Below are 25,206 nucleotides of genomic sequence, written 5' to 3'. Positions count from 1 at the left end.
GCACGAAACCCAAGTCGCCCTGGTGGGGGAGGTTGAGGTGGTGTTCTCACTCGAACTCGGCATGGAGCCGAGGCTCGGTCTCGAGGTGTCGCCGGCGCTGGTGGTGTTCGGCGAGATGCTGATGCTCCCGTACGACGCGATGCAGGCCGCGATCGAAGACGAGCTGCTGGGCAACACCGCGCTCGAACGGCTGGAGAGCGAATGCCCGGTCTGTGCGGGCCGCTGGCGCACGCGGTGCCCGGTGTGCGCGCCGCCGGCCGGCGGCCCCGGGCCCGGCCCGTTCGCCGCCCGGCCCGAGGCCGCCGCCGCCGAACCCGACACCCACGCACTGCTGCGGGCCGTGCGGGCCGAGGTCGGGACCGCCGAGGTGGCCGTGGCCGAATACCTGGTCGGCAGCCTCGACGAGCACGGGTTCCTCGACCGGTCGTGCGCGCAGGTCGCCGCCGAGCTCGGCGCGCCGGAGGCGGTGGTGGCCCGGGTGGCCGAGGTGATCCGGCGGGTCGGGCCGCCCGGCGTCGGCGCCGGCGGGGTCACCGAGTGCCTGCTGCGCCAGCTGGACGCGCTCGACTGCGACGACGCGACGCTGCTCCTCGCGCGGGCGGTCATCGCCGGCCACCTGCCGGCGCTCGCGAAAGGCCACTTCGCGGCGATCGCGACGGCCTTGTCGGTGTCCCGGGACGAAGTCCGGCGCGTGCTGGAGTTCGTCAAGGCGCGGCTGCGCCCGTACCCGGCGTTCGACGGCAACGCCGCGCCCCGCACCGGTTACGTGGTGCCCGACGTGCTCGTCCGGCCGCACGGGGAAATCGACGGCGAGTTCGCCGTGACCCTGGTCGAACCGGCGATGAACCGCCTGCGGATCCGGCGGGACCGCGGTCAGCTGCCGCAGGCCCGGTCGTTCCTCGCGCTGCTGCGCGACCGCTGGGAGACGCTGCGCCGCGTCGTCGAACTCGCCGTCGAGCGGCAGAAGGACTTCCTGCGCGACGGCCCCGCCGCGCTGAGGCCGCTGACCCGCGCCGAGGCCGCCGCCGAGCTCGGCCTGCACGAGTCCACGGTGAGCCGCGCGGTCGCCGACAAGTTCGTGCTGCTGCCGGACCGGACGATCGTGCCGCTGGCGAAGTTCTTCGGCGTCAGCGGCGGCGTCGACGGGGAACTGCGCCGGCTGCTGGCCGCGGCGGACGGCCCGGTGTCGGACCAGCGCCTCGCCGACCTGCTGTGCGCGGCCGGCTACCCGATCGCGCGCCGGACGGTCGCCAAGCACCGCGCGCGGCTCGGGTTCGCCTCCACCGCCCTGCGCTGACCGCCGGGCTGGCCCGGTTCTTGCAACGTCCACGGACGTGCACAGAACCCAGTGGGAGACCGGAACCCGGGACCTCGAAGCCGCAGCCCGGCTGCTCGACGTGACCAGCCGGGCCGGGCTCGCGGGGTTCGTCGGCGAACTGGTCTCCCGCGCGGGCGGCGGGCGGCTCTCGCGCGACGCGAGCCGCGCGCTCACCGGCGTGCTGACGACGACCGCCCTGCGGACCGTGCCGACGCTGACCGCGCTGGTCGGTGCCGGTGGCGTGCCCGCACCCCACGTGTACGGCCTGGCGCTCGAAGGTATGAGCGCCGAAGACCGCGACCACGAGCTCGCCCGCCGGTTCGTCCGGTTCGCCGAAGCGGCGGCCGGCCGGGCGGCGCGCACGCCGCACGGTGTGGCGGCGGCGGTCGAAGCGGCGGCGCGCGAGTTCGTGCCCGGGCTCGCGCCACGACCAGGAAAGGAATCCCGCATGTTCGAAACAGAATCCCCGGCGGCGGAGTACGGCGAGGCCGAGCACGAGCGGCGCGGCCGGCGGGGCCGCTGGCCCGACGACGACGAATACGGCGGCCACGGCGAAGCACCGTACGAGGCCGAGGGCTACGGCGAGTACGAGCAGGAGGGTTACGGCGAATACGAGCAAGGCCACGGCGAGTACGGCGAGGGCGAGCAGCAGGAGTCCGGAGAGGCCGAGGAAGAGCGGTTCCTGCCGCTCATCCCGCTCGCGGGCAAGGTGCTCGGCGGCCTGCTGGGCGGCCTGATGAAGGAAGGCGAGGCCGAGGGCGAGTACGAGTCGGGCTACGGCGAAGCCGAGGGAGAAGGCGAGGGCGAAGGGGAAGCGGAGGACCAGTTCCTCGGCAACATCCTCAAGCGCGTCCTCGGCCAGGAAGCCGAGCACGACGAGCTGGCGCTGTCGCCGGCGCAGGAAGCCGAGTTCGCCGGGCACCTGATGGAGGTCACCAGCGAGCAGGAGCTCGAGCACTTCCTCGGCGGGCTGGTGAACGCGGTCGGCAAGGTCGTGCAGGGCGTGCGCGGCGCGGCGAACTCCCCGCAGGGCCGCGCGCTGATCGCGGCGGTCAAGCCGCTGGCCAAGTCGGCGCTGCCGGCGCTCGGCGGGGCCCTCGGCACCGCGATCGCACCCGGCATCGGCACCCAGGTCGGTTCGGCGCTCGGCACCGCGGCCGGGTCGCTGTTCGAAGGCGAGATGGCCCTTACCCAGGAGCAGGAGGAGTTCGAGACGGCCCGCCGGATCGTCCGGCTGACTTCGGCGGCGGCGCAGGACGTGGCCTCCGCGCCGTCCGGTGGCTCGCCGCGGCTGGTCGGCGAGCTCAGCCTGTTCCGGGCCGCGCGCCGGTTCGCGCCGTCGCTGTACCGCCGCGGCCTCCGCCGGCTCTCCCCGATGACCCGCCGGTTCTACGGCCGCCGCTACCGCAGCTCACGCCGTCGCTACGGCAGCCCTTACCGGCGGAGCCACGGCTACCGCGGTTTCGGTTACCGCCCCCGGTACAGCCACTACGGCTACGGGTACCCGTACCCGACCGGCCCGGAGCCCGAGCCCACGCCCGAACCGGCGCAGCCGGCCGGGCCGCCGCAGCCACCCGGGCCGCCGCAGCCCGGCTTCCGGTGGGTCGCCGTGCCGATCGACGCCCCCGATCCCGCGCCCGCCGCGGGACCCGCGCAACCGGCCGGTGACGGCGCGGCTTCGCAGGGCGAGTACGCGTACAGCGCCAACGGCCACGGCGGGCGGGGCCGCTCCCGCGACGGCGGTCTGTGAGGCGACCATGGCCGCTCCCGTGTCCGCCACCTGGCTGCTCGAACAGGAGACCCGCGCGCTGCTGACCCGGCTCGCGGCGGTCGAACCGTTCGTGCTCCAGGAAACCTGCGTCGCGGCGGCGGCGCTGTCGCCCGCCGCGCTGTCGGGGATCGAGCAGTACCTGATCGCGGGCAGGCGTGCGGTACGCCGCCGGGCGGAGGAGTTCCTGCGCTGGCTGCGCGGCGACGGCTCGGCCGTCCCCGCCGCCGAGCAGCAGCGCCGGTTCTGGGTGCTGCGCCTGGCGTTCCAGAACGCGCTGACCCAGTTCGACCTGTTCTCGGAGGTGATCACCCAGCGCAGCGAGCACGACAACGGCGTCCTGCTCTCCGGGCTCGACCTGGCCGCCGCGGACGCGCTGCGGCTGCCCGGCACGCCCATCGAGGGGCCGCCCGTTGTCTGCTCGTTCCACCGCGGGATGGGCGGCTCGATCCGCCGGGCCCGCACCCGGCTCCCGGGCGGGGGCGACAACCCGGTCGCCCTCCTGCGCATCCCGCGCGAACGGATCGGCTTCGGGGTCGCCTCGACCCTCGGCCACGAGGCCGGCCACCAGGGCGCGGCGCTGCTCGGGCTCGTCGAGTCGCTGCGGGCCCGGCTCGACGCGACGCCGTGGCGGGCCGGCGACCAGGTGCGGGAGCTGTGGCGGACTTGGCTCAGCGAGATCGTCGCCGACGTCTGGGCGGTCGCGAAGGTCGGGATCGGCTCGACGCTCGGCCTGCTCGGCCTGGTGAGCCTGCCGCGGGGCTTCGTGTTCAAGCCACCCGACGACGACCCCCACCCGGTCCCGTGGCTGCGGGTGCTGCTCAGCTGCGCCGTCGGCGACCGCTTCTACCCGGATCCGCAGTGGTCCGGGCTGGCCGCGACCTGGCAGTCCATGTACCCGCTGACCGGGCTGCGGCGCGAACTCGCCGGCACCCTCGCCGGGCTGCGCGCGGACATCCCGGACCTCGTCGGGTTCGTCACCGGCCACCGCCCGCCCCGGCTGCGGGGCCGGACGCTCGGCGACGCCCTCGGCAGCCCGGACCGCACCCGCCCGGCCCTGCTGCGGCGCTTCTGGTCCTGGCAGGCGGACCCGGACCGGATGGCGGCCGCACCGCCGATGCTCGCGTTCGCCGTGCTCGGCCAGGCGCGGGCCGACGGGCTCCTCTCCCCGGAACGGGAGAGCGCGACGCTGCGCCGCCTCATCGGCACGTGGGCCGTCACCAGCACGCTCGAGACGGCCCGCGCCACCACCCGCCTGTTCGCCGGGCAGCCCGTGCTCCCGGCACCACCCCAGCCAGCCAGCGAAACGCACTTGGAGGAACACCGTGGACGTCAATGACCGACCCACGCTCGTGCTCACGGCGCAGCCGATGCGCACCACCGCGGGCGGCATCGTGCTGCTCGAAGCCACCCTGTCGAACGGGAACCGCACCTACGAGGTGTCCTGGACGGTCACCGGCCCGGTGGTGCTGTCCGAACAGGACACCCGGATCGCCCTGCTCGGCGCCACCAACGTCATCGGCGACCGGGTGGACGGTGCCGCGGACGACGACGTGGTGCTGCGGGCCACGCTCGACACCACGCCGCTGGCGGTCGGCTCGTGGACCGTCGAACTCCGGCTGGTCCCGGTCGTCGACGGTCCGGGGGTGAGCGCGGAACCCGAGCTCGTCGCCGAAGCCGGGCCCATCGAGGTCGCGCCGCGCCCGTTCGCGGCCGGCGACGACGTCGCCGTCACCCTCAAGCGCGCCCAGGTGCCGCCCACCGAAGACCAGTCGCTGTGGGTCGCGATCCGCAACAGCACCACCGCGATCGGCTTCGAGAGCTTCAGCCGGTTCGTCGACCAGGTGATGTGCGGTGACGCGCCCGGGCAGCTCAGCGGGCGCGAACGGCACAAGCTGGTCAAGGCCGACCGCCGCGCCGGGCTGCCGTTCCCGAACGTCAACCGCTACCGCCTGCTCAAGGCCGCGGCCGAGGTCTTCCTGATGGTCAACTGCGGGGTCGACCGGCGCCGGGTGTTCGACGGGGTCGACGTCGCCGAGGAGTCCCGCCGGCTCAACCGGACGGTCAGCCAGAACGACATCGAGCGGGAGTTCCGCGACTACCTCGTCCAGGTCGACCGCGGCAACGGCGGGGGCAGCCTGGACGTCCTGCCCTACCTCGGGCTGATCCGGCTCCAGCTGCGGGACGTGGCGGTGACGGGGAAGGCGAACGACGACGAGGACGCGGAAGCCTGCTTCGGGATCCTGGCCGACAAGCTCGTGCACCCGTGCTTCCTCGAGTTGATCTGGTCGTTCTGGACCGACGAAGCGGGACCGCTGCAGGCGTTGCGGGCGATCAGCTGGCGGTTCCAGAACCGGACGGCGGGCTCCCCGCGCCGGGATCCGCTGGCCGGCCTGGACATCGATCCGCTGCGGCCGCTCAACAACCTCGTGTGGGGCTGGATCCAGGACGAGCAGCACCGGCTCACGATGTCCCGCCGGGCCTACGAGTACGACCACGCCTACGGGCTGGAGCTCTCGACCCGGCAGGGCCCGCCCGTGCGGGGCGCGGACAGCCGGTCGCGGTTCCTCGACGCGTTCCACAACCTCCTGTCGCTGTGCGAAGTGTTCTACCGGTGCGACGACGACACCACGGTCATCGCCGACGGGTTCGGGATGCTGAACGCGTTGAAGGAGACGCACCTGCTGCTGACCCAGGGCGCGCACAACCAGTACGGCGACCTGCCGTGGACCGCGCGCCACGAGATGCTGATGGCCGAATGGATCCTGGCCCGCCCGGAGCTGAAGGACTTCCTGGCGACCCGGACCATGGTGGCCTACCCGGAAGGGTGGATGGACCGGGTCGAGGCGATGAACCGGCTGCAGCACTGGACGGACGTGTCGGTGCAGCACTTCCGCGACCTGGCGGTGTTCGGCGAGCAGCTGCTGCTCAGCATCCGGTTCGCCGCGTGGAGCGTGGTGATCAACCCGGAGAACGCGGCGCAGTGGGCCCGGTACTTCCGCGCGGAGGTGAAGGGCTACATCTACGCCTACCGCGCGGTGAGCGGGGTGGACCTGACCCGCCGCGACGCCGCGCCGGCGCCGGTGCGCGAGCGCCACGGTGCCTACCGCTCCTGATGCGGGTCATCGACGCGCATTGCCACGCGGGTCCCGGAGACGGGTTCAGCGGGCCGTGGGACACCTCGGCACCGCTGTCCCGCTACCTGCGGCGCTGCGCCGAGGCGGGGATCGGCGCTTCGACGCTGTTCGCCGCCTTCCACTCCGACTACGCCGCCGCCAACGAAGCGGTCGGCCGGATCGTCGCCGCGCGGCCCGGCCGGTTCTTCGGCTTCGCGTTCGTGCACGCCGAGCGCGACCGCGGCCGGGTCCGCTCGCTGGTGCACCGCGCCGTGACCGGGTACGGGTTCTGCGGCATCAAGGTGCACCGCCACGACGCCCGGATCAGCCGGGAGATCTGCGAGGTCGCGGCGGAGTTCCGGCTGCCGGTGCTGTACGACGTCGCCGGCGAGGCGGCCGCGGCCGAGCTGCTCGCGACCGAGTTCCCCGGCGTCGACTTCATCGTGCCGCACCTGGGCAGCTTCGCCGACGACTGGAGCGCGCAGCTCGCGTTCACCGGCGTGCTCGCCGAACACCCCAACGTGCACACCGACACGTCCGGGGTGCGCCGGTTCGACCTGCTGGAGCGCGCGATCGGGCTGGCCGGCCCGGAGAAGGTGCTGTTCGGGTCGGACGGACCGTGGCTGCACCCCGGCCTGGAGCTGGCGAAGGTCCGGCTGCTGCGGCTGCCGCCGGCGGCGGAGGCCCTGGTGCTGGGCGAGAACTTCCTCCGCCTCACCCGCGCGGCGCGGGCGGCAGCGCCGCGCCGCAGCTCGTGCACCCGCCCGGGGGCGCGGCGTCCGGCGCCGGCCACTCGTGGTCCGGTACGTCTCCCACCGTGACGACGCCGTTGCCGAGGTGCCGGTGCACGATGCGCAGCACGAGGCTGCGCAGGTCCCGCACGTTGCCCGGGTAGGACCGGCCGACGAGCAGCTCGTGGACGGCGTCCTCGAGCTCGGGCGGGCCGGCGTCCGGGCGGGCCTGGCGGAAGAAGTGCCGGAACAGCGGGATGATGTCCGCGGTCCGCTCGCGCAGGCTGGGCAGGCGCAGCGTGCACTCCGCGATCCGGTAGTAGAAGTCGTCGCGGAACGCCCCGGCCGCGCGGGCCGAGGCGAGATCGCGGTTGGTGGCGCAGACGAGCCGGAACGAGCTCTTGCGCCACAGGTTGCTGCCGACCCGCTTGAACGTGCCCTCCTGGATCACCCGCAGCAGCTCGGCCTGCAGCGGCGCCGGCAGCTCGCCGACTTCGTCGAGGAACAGGGTGCCGCCGTCGGCCAGCTCGAAAGCGCCCGCCCGCGCCGCCGCGGCACCGGTGAACGCGCCTTTTTCGTGGCCGAAGAACTCGCTGCCGGACAACGACGGGACCACCGTGCTGCAGTCCAGCACGACGAGTTTCTTCTTGCCCCGCCGCGAATCCAGTTCGTGGATGAGCTGCGCGACCCGCTCCTTCCCGGTGCCGCTTTCGCCGGTGATGAGCACCGAGGCACCGGTGAACCGGGCGACCTCGACGGCGTCGCGCAGCGTCGCCTGCCAGACCGGGCTGTCGCCGACCAGGAAGTCCTGGACGTGGCGGCACGCGAGCAGGCCGTCGATGGCCTGCCACCGGCGCAGCCGTCCGGCGACGTGCCGGGCCGCGGTGACGTCGCCGGCGCGCCAGGTGCACGCGTCCGAAGCACCGGCGCGCAGCAACGTCCAGCTGTCGGCACCGAGCGGCCGGCCGGCCGTCGACACGGCGAGCACCCGGCCCGGCCGCTCCCGCGACACGGCACGCAGCCGCTCGGCCACGGCCGGGGCGCGGGCGTCGAAGGCGAGCACGCCGTTGCGCGGGCCGTCGTCGTGCCGGAGCAGCGAAACGTCCAGCTCGCCGAGGGCGCGGACGAGCGACTCGACCACGCCGTCGGGAGTCCCGACGACTTCGAGCCAGGCACCGACCGCCGTCGGCCCGGCCACGGTGGCCACGACGGTCAACGCCGGCGCCGCGCGCGGATCACTGCGCGGTCACCTTCGGCTTCCGGGTGCGCGTGGGCCGCGGCTTTCCCTGCCGCGACGGCGCTTCCGATGGCCCGGAGCCGGCCGCCGGTTCCGCCTGCGGCTGCCCGGCGTCCGCTGCGGGGGTTGCCGGCGGCTGTGTCCCGGCGCCCGGTGCTGGTGCTGGCCCGGCGGCCGGTCCCGGCCGGGGGCCGACCAGACCCTTCGCCGCGCCGCGCCGGCTGCGCGACGGCGCTTCTCGGCTGGTCAGCGGCACCACCCCGGGAACGAACTCGAACGAGGTGCGCGGCAGGGTGAACGGGCGGCCGATCCCGGCGCCCCGCACCTTCCCGATCGCTCGGCGGGTCTTCTTGACGCTCTTGTAGAGCCGGCTCGACCGGGCCAGTTCACGCCGCTTGCCGCGGCGGCCCGAGAAGCACACCCAGCCGTAGTCGCCGTCTTCGGTGGAGAATATTTCGAACCAGAAATCCTTCACAGCACGTCCCTTCATCGAGACCGGTGGATCGCGAGCGCCCGCGCGGCGTGCGCCCGGCGACGGGTGAGCACCTCCTGGACGCCCGGATCGCCCACCGGCCGGTTCAGCACCGCGGCCGGTCGTTCGAACCGCAGCACCACCACGTCGGCCGCCCGGTCGGCGGTCACGCCGGGGGAGCGCAGCACCGCGTCGACGGCGGCGTAGTCCCGGCGCAGCTCGGTGACCAGGTAGTCCACCTGAGCGTCCAAATCGGACAGAATGGCCGAGCCCGGTACCCGGCCGCGGAAGCTGTGCCGGAACAACCCCGCCCGGCGGTTCGCGCTCGTCCACTGCGCGAGCCCGATGCCCGGCAGCCGCGGCCCGGTGCGCGCGGTCGTGCTCCGGTCCCGCACCTCGTCCGGCGTGAAGTCCCGGACCCGGCCGGAGAAGTCGGCGGACCGCATCGGGGTGTCCTCCCGGCTGCCCTCGATCCGGTCCGGCTGCACCCCCGACTCGGCGATCAGGTTGCCCACGACGCCGGCCGCCCCGGCGACCGGGTAGTGGTAGGTGTGCACGAGCAGGTCCATCACCCGCCGGATCCGGGCGTCCCGGCCGGTCGCCGGCGGCGGTTGCCGCGGGGTGCCGCGGCGGCAGGTGATGACCGCGAAGAACCGGCTCTGCGCGCCGGTGAGGTCGAGCTTCCCGTCCGGCCGCGTGGTCAGCGACTTCTCGCCGACCGTCTGGCCGACGTTGCCGCCGACCACCCGGATCCGGCCCGGCCGCACGTCGGTCACCACGTCGCAGTGCGTGGCCCGGTACCGCGCGTCCCCGATGTTGTCGTAGGTCGCGCCGCTGTCCTGCCGCGACGCGCACACGAGGTCGCCGGCCCGCGGCGCGACTTCGGTGGCCCGGAACGCCCAGAACGGGTTCGCGGCGTCCCGGCGCAGCCGGTTGGCCCGCGCCGCCCGGATGTAGGACTGGTGCGCCGCCGAATAGGTGAACGCGGACCCGGCCCCGGCCTTCCGCAGCGCGTACGACACGAACACCGCGCTCCACGGGTGGCCCGCCTGGTAGGTCGTGCTCCGCAGCTGGGCGTCGGTCACCGTCGCGCCGATCCCCTCGCGGTAGTACTCGCGCAGGATCGCCGAGGCCGCCGCGTCGGTCTCCGTCAGCGCGGTCCCGCCGCCCGGCCGCCAGCGCCGGAACTGCTCGCGCGCCACCTTGGCGATCGCTTCGCACAGCGGCTGCGCTTCGCCCGGCGACGGCGTCTCGTGCTCCGGCCCGCCGGGCCGGCCGGTCTCCGGCAGGTCCGCACCGGGATCGGCGAGCAGCCGCCACCCGAAAGTCCGCGCGATGTCGTCGTGCGCGACGCGCGTGCGCTCCACCCGGAAGGTCCGCGTCCCCGGCGCGAGGGCGGCGGCGACCCGCAGACTGGCGGCGGCGGTCGGCTCACCCGGCCGGAACAGCACGCGCAGCGCCCCCGTCCCGGCGGCCTTCCGCTTGCGCGCCCAGGCGATCAGCGGCGCCGGATCGGTGTAGAGCGCGTCGAACGCGTGCACTTCGTCCGGGTCGGCGTGCCGCAGGATCGCCATGAGGGCCGCCCCGCCGCCGGAGTGCGCGGTGAGGATGAGCTTGCCGCGCGTGGCACGCACGCCGGTCGCGGCGGAGAACCGGCGCAGCGCGTCGCCGACCAGGCGCGCGAGCGCTCCCGGCGAGGTCAGCGCGGGGAAGCTGTAGCCGTTGCCGGACTTCCCGCCGTGGAAGTGCCCGCGGGGGAGGACGAGCAGCGTGGGTGTGCGCCTGCCCCGCGCCGACGGGTTCGCGGGATCCGCCAGATCGAGCCCGCTACGGGGTTCCTTGTCGCCGGGCAGCGTCATCCGAGCCCCGCGCGCGGAGAAGCCGTGCAGGTGCACGACGACGTCGACGGTCGCGGCGGGCGGCATCGGTCCCCACCGCAGCACCAGGTCGGGCCCGCTGCCGCGGTGGTTCGCCAGCTGCGGCAGCTTCGCGACGACCAGCCTGCCGCCGCGCGTGCCGCCGGACGGAACGCGGTGTTCGAGCACCGCCGCGGGAGATGCCGTCATGGCCGACCCTTTCCGAAGCTCCGGGTGTCGGCCCTCGTCCTGCAAGATGCGGGCCAGCACCGGAGCTCCACCCCACGCCTACGAAACGGCCGAAGCGGGCGGAGTGTTACCGGTGCCCGGCGACCGCACCGTGGCCACAATCGGGCAAGGGATCACCGGCCCGCCCCGGGTGCTCACCACGATGACGGGCGACGTGCCGGGGAACCTGGTCCTGGCCGGGACGACCCACGACGGGTCCACCTGCACCGGCCGGGATCGCGGGGACGCTTCTGGAGGTGGCCGGCCTCCTGGGGGCTGAGCCTCGGCGAAAGCGGGTTGGCCAACCAAGCCGAGGGCTACGTCGAACGGCTGCAGGCCGATGCCGCCCGGCAGCTGGGCGTCGCGCCGACCTCACCTGCCGGCGGAACCGGTTGCCGGACTCTCGCTGACTTGATCTCTGCCCGAACTGTCCGGTACGGTGCGATTTCAGCCAACTTGGGGGGATAGCTGTGAAAATTCGACCACGCCGGATGACCGCGGTCTTCGGGCTCGTGCTGGGCTTTCTGGCCACCGGAGTCCTGCCCGCGCAGGCCGCGCCGGCGGAGAGGGCGAGCGACGGTGTCGGCAAGGCCGCGTCGGTCGCGGCCGCGGAGCCGACGACGTGGCCGGCCGCGAGCCGGCGGTACCGGGTTCCGCACGGCTCGTCGCTCGACTGCCCGAGCGGCTACGCGTGCACCACCACGAACGACGACAGCACCGGCAGCTGGCGCTTCGAGTTCTACAGCTACGGCACGTACTCGCTGAACAACTGGTTCGGCCAGAACGGATCCGTCTCCAACAGCCAGACCGGGGACGCGGGCATGAGGCTGCTCGACCAGAACGGCAAGGTGCTCCGGTGCCAGTGGGCGGGCACCGGCGACATCGGCATCAACTGGGATCCGGTCTGGTACATCAGCTTGTCGGCCACTCCCTGCTGACACCGACCCGGCGGTGACTAGGGCGAGCGGTGGCTGTCGAGCAGGCCGCGCACCTCGTCGGCGCCCGGGCCGCCCAGTTCGGTGTACGCCGTCAGGGCGGCTTCGAGGTGCGCTTGCGCCTCGGAGCCGCTCCCGGCGGCCCGGTGGGCCCGGCCCAAGCCGTGGTGGGCGACGGCCCGTTCGCGGAGGTGACCGGTTCGCTCGGCGAGTGCCAGTGCCTGCTCGTACCACGCGATCGCCTCGGTGCCGGTCTTCGTGGCCGCGAATTCGTTGAGAGCCGAGATTTCGAGGTTCGTGTCTCGGCCGGTCTTCGCGAACTCCAGGGCGCGGCGGAAGTGGTCGTCGGCCTCCTCGTGGCGGCCGAGACCGGCGTAGGCGCCGCCCAGCGTGGCCAGCACCGGTCCGCCGAGGCCGGCCGACCCGAGGTCCAGCGCGATCCGTCCGCTGCGCTGCAGGTAGCCGACCGCCGTTTCGTAGTCGCCGCACCAGCGGTGGTGCTCGCCGAGGTTGCACAGGGCGATACCTTCCAGCAGGGCGTGGCCGGTCCGCTGCGCGGCGGCGAGCGCGAGGCCGAGGTGCTCCCGAGCCGCCGCGCGGCGGCCGCGCATGTCGTCGATCGTCGCGAAGGCGTTGCGCACCATGCTCTCGAGGAGGTCGTCTTCCCGCGCCACGGCCACGGACAGTGCTTGTTCGAGGTGGCCGGCGGCTTCGTCGTAGCGGCCGAGCTGGATCAGGGCGGTGCTGACGGCCATGCCGGCGAAGCCCCGTTCCGGCGTGCCGGGGCGGGTCGAGGCGAGCGCGGCCGAGTGCAGGGCGAGCGCGTCGTGGTTCAGCGCCGCGACTTCCAGGTACCGCCACAGCGTCGCCGACAGGCGGACCACGTGCCCGGCCAGTTCGGCCGGCGCACGGACGGCCGCCGTCAGCATGGTCGCCCGCTCGGCGTCCAGCCACGCCCTCGCGGCGCCGGCGTCGGCGAAGTCCGGCTGCGGCCCGGCCGGGCACGCGGCGGGCTCGCGCAGGTACGGCTCGTGGGGCGAGAACCGGTCCATGGCCGCCGAGGCCCAGCCCAGGTAGTGGTCCAGCAGCCGGGTCGAGGCGGCGAGCCGGGTGCCGGGGTCGTCGGTCTTGGCGGCGAGCTCGCCGGCGTAGAGCTTGACGAGGTCGTGCATCCGGAACCGGCCCGGCGGATCCTCCGCCAGGAGGTTCGCGGCGCACAGTGCGCGCAGCGGCCGGACGTCCCCGACCAGCGCGGTCGCGGCCGCGCGCCCGATGGCGCCGCCGGGAGCGGGTCCGAGCAGGCGGAACGCCGTCGCGGCACCGGCGTCGAGGCAGCGGTAGGACACCTCGAACACCGCGCGCAGGCTCGCGGACAGCTCTCCGGTGTCCAACGCGTCCAGCCGGCTTTCGCGCAGTTCGGCCGCGAGCGCGGCCAGCGGGTGGTCCGGCTGGGCCGTGACCCGGGCGGCGATGATCGCGAGCGCCAGTGACAGCCCGCCGCACCGGCGCAGGATTTCCCGCGCGGCTTCGGGTTCGGCCGCCAGCCGGGCCGCGCCCAGCTTGTGCGCGAGCAGTTCCCGAGCCTCGGGCTCGTTCAGGGTGCGCAGGGGCAGCGCGCCCGCGCCGCGGGTGGTGAGCAGGCCGCCCAGCTCGTGCCGGCTGGTGATCAGGACCGCACACGAGGACCCGCCGGGGAGCAGCGGCGTCACGTGCGCGGTGTCGCGGGCGTTGTCGAGCAGCACGAGCAGCCGGCGCTGGGCGGTGAGGCTCCGGTACAGCGCCGCTTGCGCGTCCGGTTCCGGCGGGATCGACTCCGGGGCCACGCCCAGCGCGCCGAGGAGGCCGCGCAGGGCTCGGTCGGCGGGCACCGGTTCGTGGGCCGGGTCGAAACCGCGGAGGTCGGCGTAGAGCTGCCCGTCGGGGAACCGGCTCGCGTGGCCGGTCGCCCACCGCACGGCGAGCCAGGTCTTCCCGAGGCCACCGGCACCGGAGACGACCGCCACCGCGCCCGGGGCGGCGAGCAGCCGGTCGAGCGCCGCGAGTTCGCCGGCGCGCCCGGTGAAGGACGGCGGCGCGGCCGGGAGCTGCCGGGCGATCGGCGGCTGCCCGCCGCGCAGGATCCGTTCGTGCACCCCGCGCAGGCGCGGACCCGGGTCGGCGCCGAGCTCGTCGGCCAGCCGTGACCGGACCCGTTCGTACTCCCGCAGCGCGTCGGCCGGGCGTCCGTCGAGGTAGAGCGCCTCGATCCGCTGCGCCGCCGCGCGCTCCCCGGCCGCGCCGCCGGACCCGGACCGGGCGAGCACCGCGGCGTGGGCGCCGGTCCGCAGCCGGAGGTCGTCGCGGTCCAGCTCGGCCGCTTCGCGCTTGCGCTCCAGCTCGGCGCGGACGCCGTCGACCCAGGTGGAGTCCAGCTCGCTCAACGGCTCGCCCCGCCACAGGGCCAGCGCCTCGTCGTACAGCGCGAGCGCCGAGTGGTCGTCCGCCGCCCTCGCCCGCCGCACCAGCGCCTCGAACCGGTGCACGTCGACCGTCAGCGGGTCGGCGACGAGGACGTAGCCGCTCCGGTCGCGTTCGATGGTGACCCCGCCCAGCGGAGCCAGCAGCCCGCGCAACCGCGAGACGTAGGCGTAGAGGGCGTTCCTCGGCTGCCGCGGCGGCCGGTCACCCCAGACGCGGTCGATCAGCCGGTCGATCGGCACCGCCCGGCCGACGTCCAGCAACAGCACCGCCAGGACGTCCCGCTGCCGGGCGTGCCCGATGTCGAGCCGGACCCCGCCGGCCACGACTTCGACGGCACCCAGCACCCGCAGTTCCACCACGACGTCCCCTCCCTGCCCTCAGGCCTAGCGGATCGGCGCCGCCGGTACAAGGTCCGCACAAGGTTTTCCGAACGGCACCCGGGCACGGTGACCCCACCGGCGACGAGCACCGGGAGGCGTGATGATTTCTTGGGACTACCTGGCGGCGCGGCGGACGGAGGTCCAGCACGAGTTCGCCGCGGCGCGGAACTGGCGGCGCCGCCTCCGGCGGTTGCTGGCGCGGCCGTCGAGGCGGGGAGTGCGCGGACGGGGCAAGGCGCCCCGGCCGGCACCCGGAATTCGGCGACGGGCGGGGGCGGCCGAGGTAGCCTGGCGACCTGTGGGCCCGATCGAGGGGGATGCCGGTGGACGTTTCCTCAGCCGTTCCCGAGGAGCTGCGCCCGGTGGTGACGACGTCGTCCGGAAGGGTGCGGCTGGTGTTCGTTCCGCGCGTCGCGCGCCTGCTGACCAAGACGTGGGCCGGCGGCCTCGCCATCCCGTTCGCGGTGGCCGGCCCGCTGCTCGTCGTCGTGGTGCTGCCCGTGGTCGCGGTCTTCTTCGGATGGACCACGATGTGGTACACCGCCCTGGTGCTCGGCGGCGTCCTCGTCGCCCTCGGTTCGGTGCTGTCGGTCGCCATGCCGTGGAGCCTGCGTTCCGACGCGCGGTGGATCGAGCTGAACTCGGGGGAGAACCCGGCGCGGGTGCTCGTCAAACGGCTGTCCGGGGCGACGCGGACCAGTGCGTTGCGGTCGATCGCCGTCATCGAACACGTGAAGCTCGCCGAACCCGCCGGTGTCGAACTGGAGGTGCGCGCAGCGGAGGAGACCGTCCGGGGCGCCGAGCGGATCGACGTGGCCGCCCGGACCCTGGCGGAGTGGCTGAGCAGCCTGCCCGGCGTCGAGGTCGAACGCCGGAAGGTCGTCGACCGGGTCAATCCCACCCGCGACCGCTGGTGGCGGCGCGCGCAAGTCGCGGCGGTGTGGGAAACACCCGCCGACGCCGTCCCCGTGATCGCGGACGAACTTGGTGTGCGCTGCGACGCCTTCGTGCCCCGGGCCGCCGCCAGGAACGGGAACACCCGCGCGATCGACGTCTACGACCCGGACGACGTCCAGGAGATCACCGATCAGCTCACCGCCGAAACCGTCGCGGCGTTCATGCTGCGCCGGCTGACGAGCTTCACGCGTGAGGCGCGGCTGCCCGCCGGCGACGACCCGCTGCTCCACCTGGTCAAGGACACCGGACTCGCCGAGCGGTACCGCGCCGCGCTGCAGCAGCTACGCGATCCCGGCCCGGACACCCGCTCCCACGTCACGTTCGCGCAGTACTCGCTGTGCCAAGCCGTACGCGGCGAGCCCCTTCCGGCTGCCGGTCCACCACGATGGACACCGCCGCCGGACTTCGAAGCGGTACTGGCCACCTCGCTGGCCGCCCCGTTTCCCAGACCGACCCGGTACGCCTGAACGTCCGGTCAGCGTGCGAGGGTTGTCGCATGACCGATCGCCTGACGCCGGAGGTGCGGATCGTGCACCTGACCGGTCCGGCCTTCCACGCTCTCGCCCGTGGCGACCTGGCGGCGGCGAACGCGGTCAGTCCGGTCCCCGTCTCGGCCTACTTCGCCGGCCCGGACTGGCGCGGGGTGTGGCAGATGCGCAGCAGGCAAGTGGAAGAAGACCCGGCCAGCGCGGCGTGGGTCACCGGCGTCATCTGGGACGAGCTGCGGCAGCTGGCCGTGGGCCGGGCCGGCTACCACGGGCCTCCCGACCCGTCGGGGACGGTCGAGATCGGCTACGCCGTCGAACCGGTGCACCGGCGCCGCGGCTACGCCCGCGCGGCGCTGGAAGCCCTGCTGCGCCGAGCCGCCGACGAGCCACGGGTGCGCACCGTCCGGGTCACCATCAGCCCCGACAACCTGGCTTCCTACCAGCTGGCATCGCAGTACGGCTTTGTCGAGATCGGCGAGCATTGGGACGACGAGGACGGCCTGGGGATCGTTTACGAGGTCGCCGCCGGGCAGTGGTAGACATCCGCTGATCAGGTCGAAACGGAAACAGGGGCATGGGGTATCAACTGCAGGCGACCGTCGCCACCGAGCCTGTCCTGCGGAAGTTGGCGGGCATGGTGGAAGACGCGTGCATCGTTCCGCTCGCCCAGCACCTCTGGTTGCTGCCGATGACCGGCGCGTTGTTCGACGCAGTCGCCGTCGCCGGAGCGGCCGAGCTCGAAGGGTTCTGGAAGGCACCCGCCGGCTTCGGTCATGCCTTGACCGCTTGTTCGGCGGAGGGCCCCATCGCCTACGTCGAGGCTGACTACTTCGGCGGGAGCGGAACCCAGTCCGCGCAAGTGTGGGACGGCGGTCGGGTTTCGCTCGGTCCCCTGCACCTGGCCGAAGGAAAGCCGATACCGGCCGAGGGCAGCCCCATCTCCCGGGCGCTTCGGCGGCTTGGAGTGGTCAGGGGCGAGCACTTCGACGAGTTCGACGCTGTCGGGCTCGGCCGCCACCGCGAAACAGACGGCTGGCTTCCGCCGGGGAGTTGAACGGCGGCTGTGCACCGAAAGAACTGTCCTGGGAGGGCCGCGATCATCTCGGCCCTCCCAGGACAGTTCGGTACGAGGATCAGATCTTGCCCGCGGCCACGTCGGCGAGGGTGACGCGGAAGGACTTGTAGTTCACCACGTACTGCTTGGACGATTCCGCCGTGGTGATCTCCTCCCGGATCGGAAGGCCGTTGCCGGCGTTGATGGTGAGGACGTCCGTACTGCCGTCCAGGATGGCGGGGGGCGCGGTGAGGGTCAGCGCGGCCTGGCCGTCGACGGTGGTCTTGCCGACGACCATGTCCGGGATGGTCGCGTACAGCTTCAGCACGCCCGCGCGGACCTCCGCGTCGGCGGCGTTGGCGAACAGCGCGTGCTGGGCGTTGCTCCACAGGTGGTTTTCGATGAGGTTTTCCAGCTCCTTGCCCGTCGGACGCGGCCGGGGGGCGGGAACCGGCTTGCCGATCTTGCGGAACATCTCCGCGGTCTCCGCTTGGGCGGCCGCCCAGGCCTTGTCGGCTTCGGCGGGGCTGAGGCCGACTCCCAGTGCGTTGTCGGACGCGGTGATCATCGCGATCCTGGCTTTGTCGACGTCGCCGTTCGCGGCGAGCCGGGCCGCCGCCATCACGTTCCCGTCGTACGGCGCGGCCGGCTCGGCGTTGCCCTTGACGACTGCGTCCACCAGCGTCTTCGCCGAGTCACCGGTGAACTGCCGGCCCTCGTCGGTGTAGAGGGTGTAGTAGAGGTCCGGTTTGCCGTCCCGCCCGAACTTCGTGTTGATGATCAGCGACGCGTCTCCTGGCTGCGTGCCGGCCGCCTGGACCGCGGAGGCCAGCTTGACCAGCGGCGCCTCGACCGCCGGCGGTGCCTCGGTCGCCTGCGGGGGCGCGCCGGACGGGGCGGCCGGGACGCTGCCGCCTGACGTACCCAGCACCACAGCCGCCGCGACGGCTGCCGCACCCGCGGCGGCGACGCCGACCTTGGGCCAGGAGAACCGGCGCTTCGGTGGCACGGCCGCGGCCACGGGTTCCCCCATCGCCGTCCGCAGTGCCGCGCGGGCACGGTCATGGGCCTCGGGACCGGGGGACGGCACGTCACGCAGCTTCTTCATGAGATCCATTTCGTCCATGGGGCTGTCTTTCACGTTGTCGGGACTCGCAGCAGCGCGACCACTTCGGGGGCTTCACGCAATGCCTTGCGCGCCTGGTGCAACAGGCGGCGGGCCGTGCCGGCCGGGATGTCGAGCACCCGCCCGGCCTCGGCGACGGTCAGGTCCTCCCAGGCGACCAGGCCCAGCAATTCCCGCTCTTCCGGTTTGAGCCGGGCCAGTGCCCTGCTCAGCAGCGCCTGCGTGTCCACGCGGGCATCCACCGCCGGCCAGGGATCCCAGTCACTCGCCACGCCGGTCAGGTCCGACGCCGGCTCCTCGGCCGGTGCGGACCGCCAGTACCGGCGCAGCCTGTTCAGCGCGACGCCGTACAACCAAGGCCTGGCTTCGGGGTACGAACGGTCGTAGTTCGCACGGGACTCGTACGCCGCCACCCACACATCGCCGAGCACGTCCTCGGCTGCCTGCCGCCCCACTCTGCGCGCCAGGTAGTTCCCGAGCGCGGTCTCGTGCCGGCTGATCACTTCCACGAAGGCATCGGTGTCTCCGCGCAGCGACCTGCCGATCAGTTCCGCGTCTGACGACATGAAGCTCCTCGGGTTTCGCTTCGCCCTGACAACCCGTCTTTGCCTGCGCGTGCCCAAAGCGTTCAGGCCGGCGGCGTTGATCGCGCACGGGTGACGCTCGGGTGACGTTGCGAAGGCGCGGTCGCGACGTCTCGACTGCGATTCTGCCCCCAGCCATGTCTGCACCCGCCAAAGTCCGCACCCCGCGCCCGACGACGCCGGTGGCGTCTCCGGTGCCGGACCTGCCTACGCCGGCTGCGCGCGCCGCGGCCGGCAACGCCGCCGTGGCGAGCGCGATGGGTGGCTCGCCACCGCGGCTCGGGCCCGCCCCGGCCGGGTGGGCTCCGCAGCTGCTGGCCGGGCAGGACCTGGTCGGGAACCAGGCCGTCGCGGCCGGTGCGCTGTCCGCCGGGCCGCCGGCCACCTCGGCGGAGCCGACGCCGGCAGCGCGACAGCCGGCCAGGAAACCCGAACCGAAGCCGGTTCAGAAAGCGAAGATCCCACCCGCACCCGGCCCCGATCGGAAGGACTCGAAGGACACCGGCGAACGCCCCGAAACGGGCTCGAAAAAGCGGGAGGACGCGGCGGGCCCGCGATCGCCGGGTGCGGACCCGAAGTTCCAGGCGTTGAAGAAGGACGTCGCGGCCAAGAAGCGGCGGGTGGCGTCGAGCCACCCGCCGCCGGCCGCCGAGGCCGGTGCCGCGCAGGGGGCGGCCGTGCCGCCGGCCGATGACCGGGAGGCTCGTGGCAAGGCGGCGCACGCCGAGGACATGGACGCCGCTCAGCCCAAGGAATTCGACAAGCGGGCCTTCATCGCCGCGGTGGAGAAGGCGGTCAAGGACCGGGCGCCGAAGAACCTGGACGAGGCGGACAAGTTCGGGAAGTCGGACAAGGCGGAGGAGGTCAAGACCGAGGTCCGGGGCAAGGTCGGTGCGGGCAAGGACGCCGCGGCCCAGGAGATCGCCGACACGACCGCTGCCACGCCGCAACCGGCCCCGGACAGCAAACCGGTGGTGCCGCTGGCGGCGGACCAGCTGCCGGGCAAACCGGCGGCGCCGAACCCGGCTCAGGCCGCCCCGGACGCGCTGCCGAAGTCGGCCACGGACCTGTCGGCCGGGCCGGACCGGGTCAACGATCAGCTGGCCGAGGCGCAGGTCACCGAGCAGCAGCTGGCGATGGAGAACTCCCGCGAGCCGGGCTTCGACAAGGCGGTGCGGGACAAGAAAACCCTGGAAGCACACTCGGAATCCGCACCGGAGCAGCTGCGGGCCGGCGAGGCCGCCGAGCTGAAGAAGGTCAAGACCGCGGCCGCGACCCGGGGTGCGGGCGCGATGAGCGCCATCCACGCCACCCGCGTCACCACCGGCCGGCAGGTCACCACCGGCAAGCAGGGCGCCAAGGGCCACGACGAGGACAAGCGCACGCAGGTCACCGCCCTGCTGCAGAAGGTGTTCGACGACACCAAGGGCGACGTCGAGAAGATCCTCTCCGACCTGGACAAGAAGGTCGACGACCAGTTCACCACCGGCGAGAAGCGGGCGCGGGACCGGTTCACCGACGAGCACACCCGGGGCATGGACGAGTACAAGGACCGCCGCTACTCGGGGTGGGCGGGCAAGGCCCGCTGGGTGAAGGACCTGTTCGCCGACCTGCCCGAGGAGGCCAACCGGATCTACGAACGCGCCCGCGACCACTACCTGACCGCGATGCGCGGGGTCATCGCCGACGTCGCCGGCACCGTCGAGAGCGAGCTGCGCCGCGCGAAGGACCGCATCGCTTCGGGCCGCAAGGATCTCAAGCAGGCGGTCGACACCCTGCCGAAGGACCTCCGCGCGCTCGGCAAGCAGGCGGCCGCGGACTTCGAGGGCAAGTTCGACGAGCTGGCGGAGACGGTCGACGACAAGGGCACCGAGCTGGTCGACACCCTGGCCACCAAGTACACCGACGCGGTCAAGGCGGTCGACGCCGAGATCGCGGCGGAGAAGGAGAAGAACAAGAGCCTCTTCCACAAGGCCGCCGACGCCGTCGGCGGAGTCATCAACACCATCAAGGAGCTCGGCCGGCTGCTGATGGGCGTCCTGCGCAAGGCCGCCTCAGCGGTTCCGCTGATCCTGCGCGACCCGATCGGCTTCCTCGGCCGGCTCATCTCCGGCGTCGGCGGCGGCCTGAAACTGTTCATGGGCAACGCCGGCCGCCACCTCCAGCAGGGGGTGCTCGCCTGGCTGCTCGGCACCGGCGTGGCCGCGGGCCTGCAACTGCCGACCAGCTTCGACGTCCTCGGCATCCTCGTGCTGATCGCCGGTCTGCTCGGGCTGTCGTGGCCGAACATCCGCGACCGCCTGGCCCGGCGGGTGAACCCGAAGGCGATGACGGCGGCGGAAACCGGAAAGGACGCCATCCCGATCGTCGTGGCGGCAAAGAAGCGCGGCGTCGCCGGGCTCTGGTCCGACCTGAAGTCCCGCGTCGGGGACCTGAAGAAGGACCTGATCGGCAAGCTGGTGTCCTACTTGCTGCCGACGATCATCATCGCGGGCGTCACCTGGATCGTCTCGCTGTTCAACCCCGCATCGGCGTTCATCCGCGCCTGCAAGATGATCATCGACATCATCCGGTTCATCGTCACCCAGGGCCGGCAGATCATCGAGTTCGTCAACACCGTGCTCGACGCGGTGATCGCCATCGCCCGCGGCGGCACGGGCGGCGTCCCGGCCCTGGTCGAACGCGCCCTCGCCCGCTCGATCCCGGTCCTCATCGGCGCGCTGGCCGCCATCCTCGGCATCGGTGGCATCGCGGGCAAGGTCAAGCAGATCTTCCAGGCCCTGTCCCGCCCGGTGAACCGCGCCATCGACTGGGTCATCGACAAGATCACCGGCCTGCTCAAGAAGCTCTGGAACAAGATCAAGCCCAAACCCGCGAAACCGAAGCGCCCGAAGCCGAAGCGCCCGAAGGATCGCGGCAGACCACGCCGCCCGCGGGGCAGACCGCGTCGCCGGCGTCGCCCCGACGCCCGCCGGCCGCGCAAACGCCGACCGGACCGCAGGCCCGGCCGCCGTCCGCGGAAACGGTCGGAGGCGGCCAAGCGGCGCTCGCTGAACGCCGCGCTCCGCGCCGCCAACCGGCTCATCGGTGCCGCCTCCGCGACCGTGGAAGGCGTGCGGCGCCGGCTACCGGGACTCAAGCGGCGGTACGGGCTGACTTCGATCCGGCTGGTCGAGTCCGGCGCCCTCCACCTCATCGAACTGGCCATCAACCCGAAGGCCAAGAGCAAGAAGGGACTCTTCCCCTACCGGGTGGCCAAGGCAACCGACTCGATCGTGCTGACCGGCGCCGGTCCGCAGGTGAGCACCCTGGACAACGTGGTCGACCCGATGGAACAAAAGCATCCCGCGGCCTTCATCGTCACGATCGCGGCGGTACCCGGCGAAGTGACGGGGAACCGGCGGATCGCCGCGCGGTACGGCGACGAGGCGTGGGCGGGTTCCACGGAACGACGGGTGGCGCACCGCAGAACCGCTGTCATCATCGGGGTCAACTCCGCCGAGCCGCTCGACCCGCGGGCGAGCGGGGACCGCGGTCCCGTCGCGGTGGGCAAAGCCGTCCACGCCGTGGAACAACCGGATCGGCTGCGCATGGCGATGTTCGGCTTCGTGTGGACGCCGGGGTGGGTACACGAAGAGACCAAAGCGCACGCTTCGATCGACACGGTGCGCGCGGCCTACAACTCGCTGGAATCCGCCGGGGAAAAGGAGGCGGCGCGAAAAGTCGAGGAGAAGGGCCTCAAGGAGAAGAAATCCATCCCCTACGGCCTCATCCGCGGGCACGTCCTGAAGTCGCCGTACACGAACCGCGCGCTGGAAATCCTCCAGGCAGTCAACCGGCAGGTCCACGTCCTCAGCCAGGACGCGGACAGCGGCGTCCGCGCGCCCAAGGGCCGTGGCGTGCTGGCCGCCTACGACGAGGTCCTCCGCACCATCGAAGGCGATCCGGTGATGATCATCGGCGGTTACGACTTCGAGGACCTCGACTGGCGCGAGAACGGGGAACCGCGCACGGTCCAGCTGACGAAGCTCGCCAACCGGATCGACCGGGCGATCCGGGTCGCGATCGCCCGGCACGCCCCCGAAGTCCTGTACCCGACCGAGCCGAGCACCCTCGTCAAGGTCTGGGACGAGGTGTGGCCGGCGGAACGCCGGAACCGCGTGTTCCAGAAGCTGCAGGACCGGGCCGACGCCGCCGCGCGGGACCGCCTGCCCTACGGCGTGGGCGAGGGCGAAGGACGCCGGTTCCGCAACTGGCTGAGGCGGCTGTTCGGCGCGGACTTCTCGGTGGCCTACGACCCCCGGGCTTCCGTCGGCACCGATCCGAGGCTCGCGTCCCGCCGGGGGTTCGCCGTGCGAGTGGCGAGCCGCCTGCGCAGCCGTCACGTGGCTTACACGGTCATCATGCAGGCGCAGTCGATGGCGAGCGCCCGGACGCTGGCCAACGAGTTCTTCCTGGCGAACCCGGCGATCGGCCCGCGGGAAAAGGTCATCCTCCAGGCGTACGTCTTCAACCACGTCGAGGCCGTCATCCGGCTCCTGGTCGACGACCCGGGGCTGCGCGTGCACGACCCGCGGGTCCAGGCGCACCTGAACGCGATGGCAGAGGCGGTGCGGGACCACCAGGGCCGCATCCCGCAGGGCGAGTCGCGTACCGCGGCGGACCGGCGGCTCCATGACACCATGGACGTGGTGGAACGCATGACGCGTGACATCATCACCACGCTGACGGCCGGCGACCTCAGGCGCACCTGGGCGAAACTGCGCGCGCAACTGCGGAAGGCGCAGCACGAGGCGAAGCGGGCCTCGGCACCGAGGAGGACTTAGGTGGACGACGAAACGCTCCGGCGGCTGCGCGCGGAGGCGACGCGTGCGGACCACCCCTCGATGGCTCGGCTGGCACGAGCGCTGTACGAGGAAGGCCTGACCCCGCGGGAAGTCCTGCGCGAATGCTACGGCGTCGACCTCCCCGCCGAATTCTTCGTGCTCGCCGAGGCCGACCCGTGGCGACTCGGCCTGCTGGTGACGTGCACCGACCAGCCGTGGCGCCTCGCCGTCCCCCCGGCCCCGGGTGGCCCAGGGCCCGCCGCGGATCCGGCGGAGCGGCGGCTCTTCACGCTCGACCCCGATCTCCTGCCGCTGATGTACCTGCTCGGTCCGGAGAGCGTTCCGTGGGACGACCGGTTCCTGCTCTGCTACCGGTTGTCCGAGCTCAGGGCCGGCCGGCCGGCCGTCTTCCGGTTGCGCCGCCAGACGACCCGCCCCGACAAGGCGCGGCGACTCGGCGACTCCCTGCTTTCGGTGCTGCACGAGTACCACGCGGAGCAGGCTCGCTCGGTGGAACGCGAGCAAGATGATCCGGACAACTGGGGCGCCGGTGCCGTACCGGATGAGGAGGTGGACGCGTTCCGGGCACTGGTCGACCGGATCGAGTCGCTCCAGAACGAGGTGACGGCACGCGAGAGCCGGTGAAGGCACGCCGGCGATTCACGGGTGCGCTGAGCGAGTGGTTAGTCTCGCGGCGTGGAGTTCGTGATTGCCGAGGATGATGTGTGGCTGTCCGCGTTCGGCGCCGTGCCACAGACCGAAGAAGCGTCGGGCGACGACTTCGTGCGAGAACTGCGGATCCCCGTCTCGGTGACCGAGGAACTGCACCTCACCTGGGATGTGAACCACCGGAGCGTCCGCTTCCGGTACGCCCGGGCCACAAAGGCCGTCACCGACCTCTACCGCGAAGGGGCAACCCTTCTCACGGTCGGGGACCAAGAATCCGGGGCCATGGTCGTACTGAAGTACCGCGCGGACGGCTGCCGCGGTCGGACGTGCGTGCGGACGCAACCGGCTTTCGCCTTGAAGGACACGTTCCTGTGGTCGTGACCGGGACTACGCCCGCGCCTGGAACGCGCTGATCACGTGCGTGGCGAACCGCCGGGCCGCCGCCGTCCGGGCTGCCGGTGAATGCGCCTCGATGCCGCTGCCCGCCATGATCATCAGTATCAGGTCCGTCACGACGACGTCCGGGCGCAGGTGGCCCGTGGCCTTCGCCCGGCGGATCAGCTCCGCCGCCGCGGCCAGGGACGATGCCCGCATCGCCGCGAAGTCCAGCGCGTGCGGGTACGCCGACTTGACCGCCGCGATGAAGGCGTGGTCCCGCACCTGCAGCGAGCACAGCTTCTCCACCGCGACGCGGAACCCGCGCCAGGGATCGGCGTCGGCGAGCCCCTCGGCCAGGACGGACCGCCACGCGCGCGCCTGGTCCGTGAACGCCTCGGTGACCAGCGTCCGCTTGGTCGGGAAGTGGCGGTACACCGTCGCGGGCCCGACCTCGGCGCGGCGGGCGATCTCGCGGATCGGGACGTCCAGGCCGTCCGTGCCGAACGCCGTGCGGGCCGCGTCGAGGATGCGGGCGCGGTTGTCGCGGGCGTCGGTGCGAGGCAAGCGGGCGGTCATCGCTCTCACTTTAGGTGAGCGGTCACCGGGGTTCGTTACCTTCCACC

Annotated in this window: 19 protein-coding genes; 12 read left to right on the top strand and 7 right to left on the bottom strand. The window is 73.0% G+C overall.

Translation table 11 applies throughout. The features are described from left to right. The first annotated feature begins 40 nt into the window (after positions 1-40). The 5 genes from AB5J73_RS38800 to AB5J73_RS38780 are packed head-to-tail and all read left to right on the top strand — an operon-like array spanning position 41 to position 7,023. The gene (locus AB5J73_RS38800) at positions 41-1,297 is read left to right on the top strand and encodes a hypothetical protein (RefSeq protein WP_370963795.1); all 1,257 of its coding nucleotides are present in this window, start codon (positions 41-43) and stop codon (positions 1,295-1,297) included. A 37-nt stretch (positions 1,298-1,334) separates the two neighbouring features. Continuing rightward, positions 1,335-3,068, top strand: a complete 1,734-nt coding sequence (locus tag AB5J73_RS38795; RefSeq protein WP_370963794.1) for a hypothetical protein — start codon at positions 1,335-1,337, stop codon at positions 3,066-3,068. A gap of 7 nt (positions 3,069-3,075) precedes the next feature. Continuing rightward, a complete protein-coding gene (locus AB5J73_RS38790; RefSeq protein ID WP_370963793.1) occupies positions 3,076-4,425 on the top strand; it encodes a hypothetical protein in 1,350 nt (449 codons plus the stop codon). After that, positions 4,412-6,202, top strand: coding sequence for a hypothetical protein (locus AB5J73_RS38785; protein ID WP_370963792.1), 1,791 nt, complete (start codon positions 4,412-4,414; stop codon positions 6,200-6,202). Before AB5J73_RS38790 ends, AB5J73_RS38785 begins: the two co-directional genes overlap by 14 nt. After that, on the top strand, positions 6,202-7,023 hold the full coding sequence (locus AB5J73_RS38780) for an amidohydrolase family protein (protein ID WP_370963791.1): 822 nt from the start codon (positions 6,202-6,204) through the stop codon (positions 7,021-7,023). The genes AB5J73_RS38785 and AB5J73_RS38780 overlap by 1 nt, the downstream gene beginning before the upstream one ends. Here AB5J73_RS38780 and AB5J73_RS38775 read toward each other — a convergent pair. The 3 genes from AB5J73_RS38775 to AB5J73_RS38765 are packed head-to-tail and all read right to left on the bottom strand — an operon-like array spanning position 6,917 to position 10,708. Beyond that, positions 6,917-8,140, bottom strand: coding sequence for a sigma 54-interacting transcriptional regulator (locus AB5J73_RS38775; protein ID WP_370973459.1), 1,224 nt, complete (start codon positions 8,138-8,140; stop codon positions 6,917-6,919). The genes AB5J73_RS38780 and AB5J73_RS38775 overlap by 107 nt on opposite strands. 28 nt (positions 8,141-8,168) lie before the next feature. Then, the gene (locus AB5J73_RS38770) at positions 8,169-8,645 is read right to left on the bottom strand and encodes a hypothetical protein (protein WP_370963790.1); all 477 of its coding nucleotides are present in this window, start codon (positions 8,643-8,645) and stop codon (positions 8,169-8,171) included. Between the two features lie 11 nt (positions 8,646-8,656). Further along, positions 8,657-10,708 (bottom strand): phage tail tip lysozyme, encoded by a 2,052-nt coding sequence (locus tag AB5J73_RS38765; protein WP_370963789.1) that lies wholly within the window; start codon positions 10,706-10,708, stop codon positions 8,657-8,659. A 509-nt stretch (positions 10,709-11,217) separates the two neighbouring features. On the opposite strand from AB5J73_RS38765, the gene AB5J73_RS38760 reads away from it, so the two are divergent. Next, positions 11,218-11,664: a hypothetical protein gene (locus AB5J73_RS38760; RefSeq protein WP_370963788.1), complete on the top strand. Its 447-nt coding sequence runs from the start codon at positions 11,218-11,220 to the stop codon at positions 11,662-11,664. Between the two features lie 17 nt (positions 11,665-11,681). Here AB5J73_RS38760 and AB5J73_RS38755 read toward each other — a convergent pair whose 3' ends face one another. Continuing rightward, complete coding sequence (locus AB5J73_RS38755; RefSeq protein WP_370963787.1) at positions 11,682-14,480, bottom strand: BTAD domain-containing putative transcriptional regulator; 2,799 nt, start codon at positions 14,478-14,480, stop codon at positions 11,682-11,684. Positions 14,481-14,824: 344 nt separating this feature from the next. On the opposite strand from AB5J73_RS38755, the gene AB5J73_RS38750 reads away from it, so the two are divergent. Genes AB5J73_RS38750 through AB5J73_RS38740 form a run of 3 tightly spaced genes read left to right on the top strand, consistent with a single transcriptional unit; the run spans position 14,825 to position 17,000 of the window. Beyond that, on the top strand, positions 14,825-15,925 hold the full coding sequence (locus tag AB5J73_RS38750) for a hypothetical protein (protein ID WP_370963786.1): 1,101 nt from the start codon (positions 14,825-14,827) through the stop codon (positions 15,923-15,925). Between the two features lie 29 nt (positions 15,926-15,954). Continuing rightward, positions 15,955-16,485, top strand: coding sequence for a GNAT family N-acetyltransferase (locus AB5J73_RS38745; RefSeq protein ID WP_370963785.1), 531 nt, complete (start codon positions 15,955-15,957; stop codon positions 16,483-16,485). Positions 16,486-16,520: 35 nt separating this feature from the next. Then, positions 16,521-17,000: a hypothetical protein gene (locus AB5J73_RS38740; RefSeq protein WP_370963784.1), complete on the top strand. Its 480-nt coding sequence runs from the start codon at positions 16,521-16,523 to the stop codon at positions 16,998-17,000. 79 nt (positions 17,001-17,079) lie between these two features. Here the strand turns inward: AB5J73_RS38740 and AB5J73_RS38735 are convergent, their stop codons facing one another. Then, positions 17,080-18,126 carry a hypothetical protein gene (locus tag AB5J73_RS38735; protein WP_370963783.1) on the bottom strand — a complete coding sequence of 349 codons (1,047 nt, stop codon included), beginning with the start codon at positions 18,124-18,126 and terminating at the stop codon, positions 17,080-17,082. A gap of 11 nt (positions 18,127-18,137) precedes the next feature. Continuing rightward, the gene (locus AB5J73_RS38730; protein WP_370963782.1) at positions 18,138-18,692 is read right to left on the bottom strand and encodes an RNA polymerase sigma factor; all 555 of its coding nucleotides are present in this window, start codon (positions 18,690-18,692) and stop codon (positions 18,138-18,140) included. Positions 18,693-18,793: 101 nt separating this feature from the next. On the opposite strand from AB5J73_RS38730, the gene AB5J73_RS38725 reads away from it, so the two are divergent. The 3 genes from AB5J73_RS38725 to AB5J73_RS38715 are packed head-to-tail and all read left to right on the top strand — an operon-like array spanning position 18,794 to position 24,586. Continuing rightward, entirely contained in the window at positions 18,794-23,536 is a 4,743-nt protein-coding gene (locus AB5J73_RS38725) for a hypothetical protein (protein ID WP_370963781.1), read from the top strand. Then, positions 23,537-24,181, top strand: coding sequence for a hypothetical protein (locus AB5J73_RS38720; protein WP_370963780.1), 645 nt, complete (start codon positions 23,537-23,539; stop codon positions 24,179-24,181). Positions 24,182-24,232: 51 nt separating this feature from the next. Continuing rightward, on the top strand, positions 24,233-24,586 hold the full coding sequence (locus AB5J73_RS38715) for a hypothetical protein (protein WP_370963779.1): 354 nt from the start codon (positions 24,233-24,235) through the stop codon (positions 24,584-24,586). A gap of 6 nt (positions 24,587-24,592) precedes the next feature. Here the strand turns inward: AB5J73_RS38715 and AB5J73_RS38710 are convergent, their stop codons facing one another. Next, positions 24,593-25,159 (bottom strand): TetR/AcrR family transcriptional regulator, encoded by a 567-nt coding sequence (locus AB5J73_RS38710; RefSeq protein ID WP_370963778.1) that lies wholly within the window; start codon positions 25,157-25,159, stop codon positions 24,593-24,595. Between the last annotated feature and the right edge of the window lie 47 nt (positions 25,160-25,206).

The sequence above is a fragment of the Amycolatopsis sp. cg9 genome, from assembly GCF_041346945.1.
Lineage (GTDB): Bacteria > Actinomycetota > Actinomycetes > Mycobacteriales > Pseudonocardiaceae > Amycolatopsis.
Note: the sequence above shows the minus strand (reverse complement) of the source record. Positions and strands in the feature narration are given on the sequence as shown.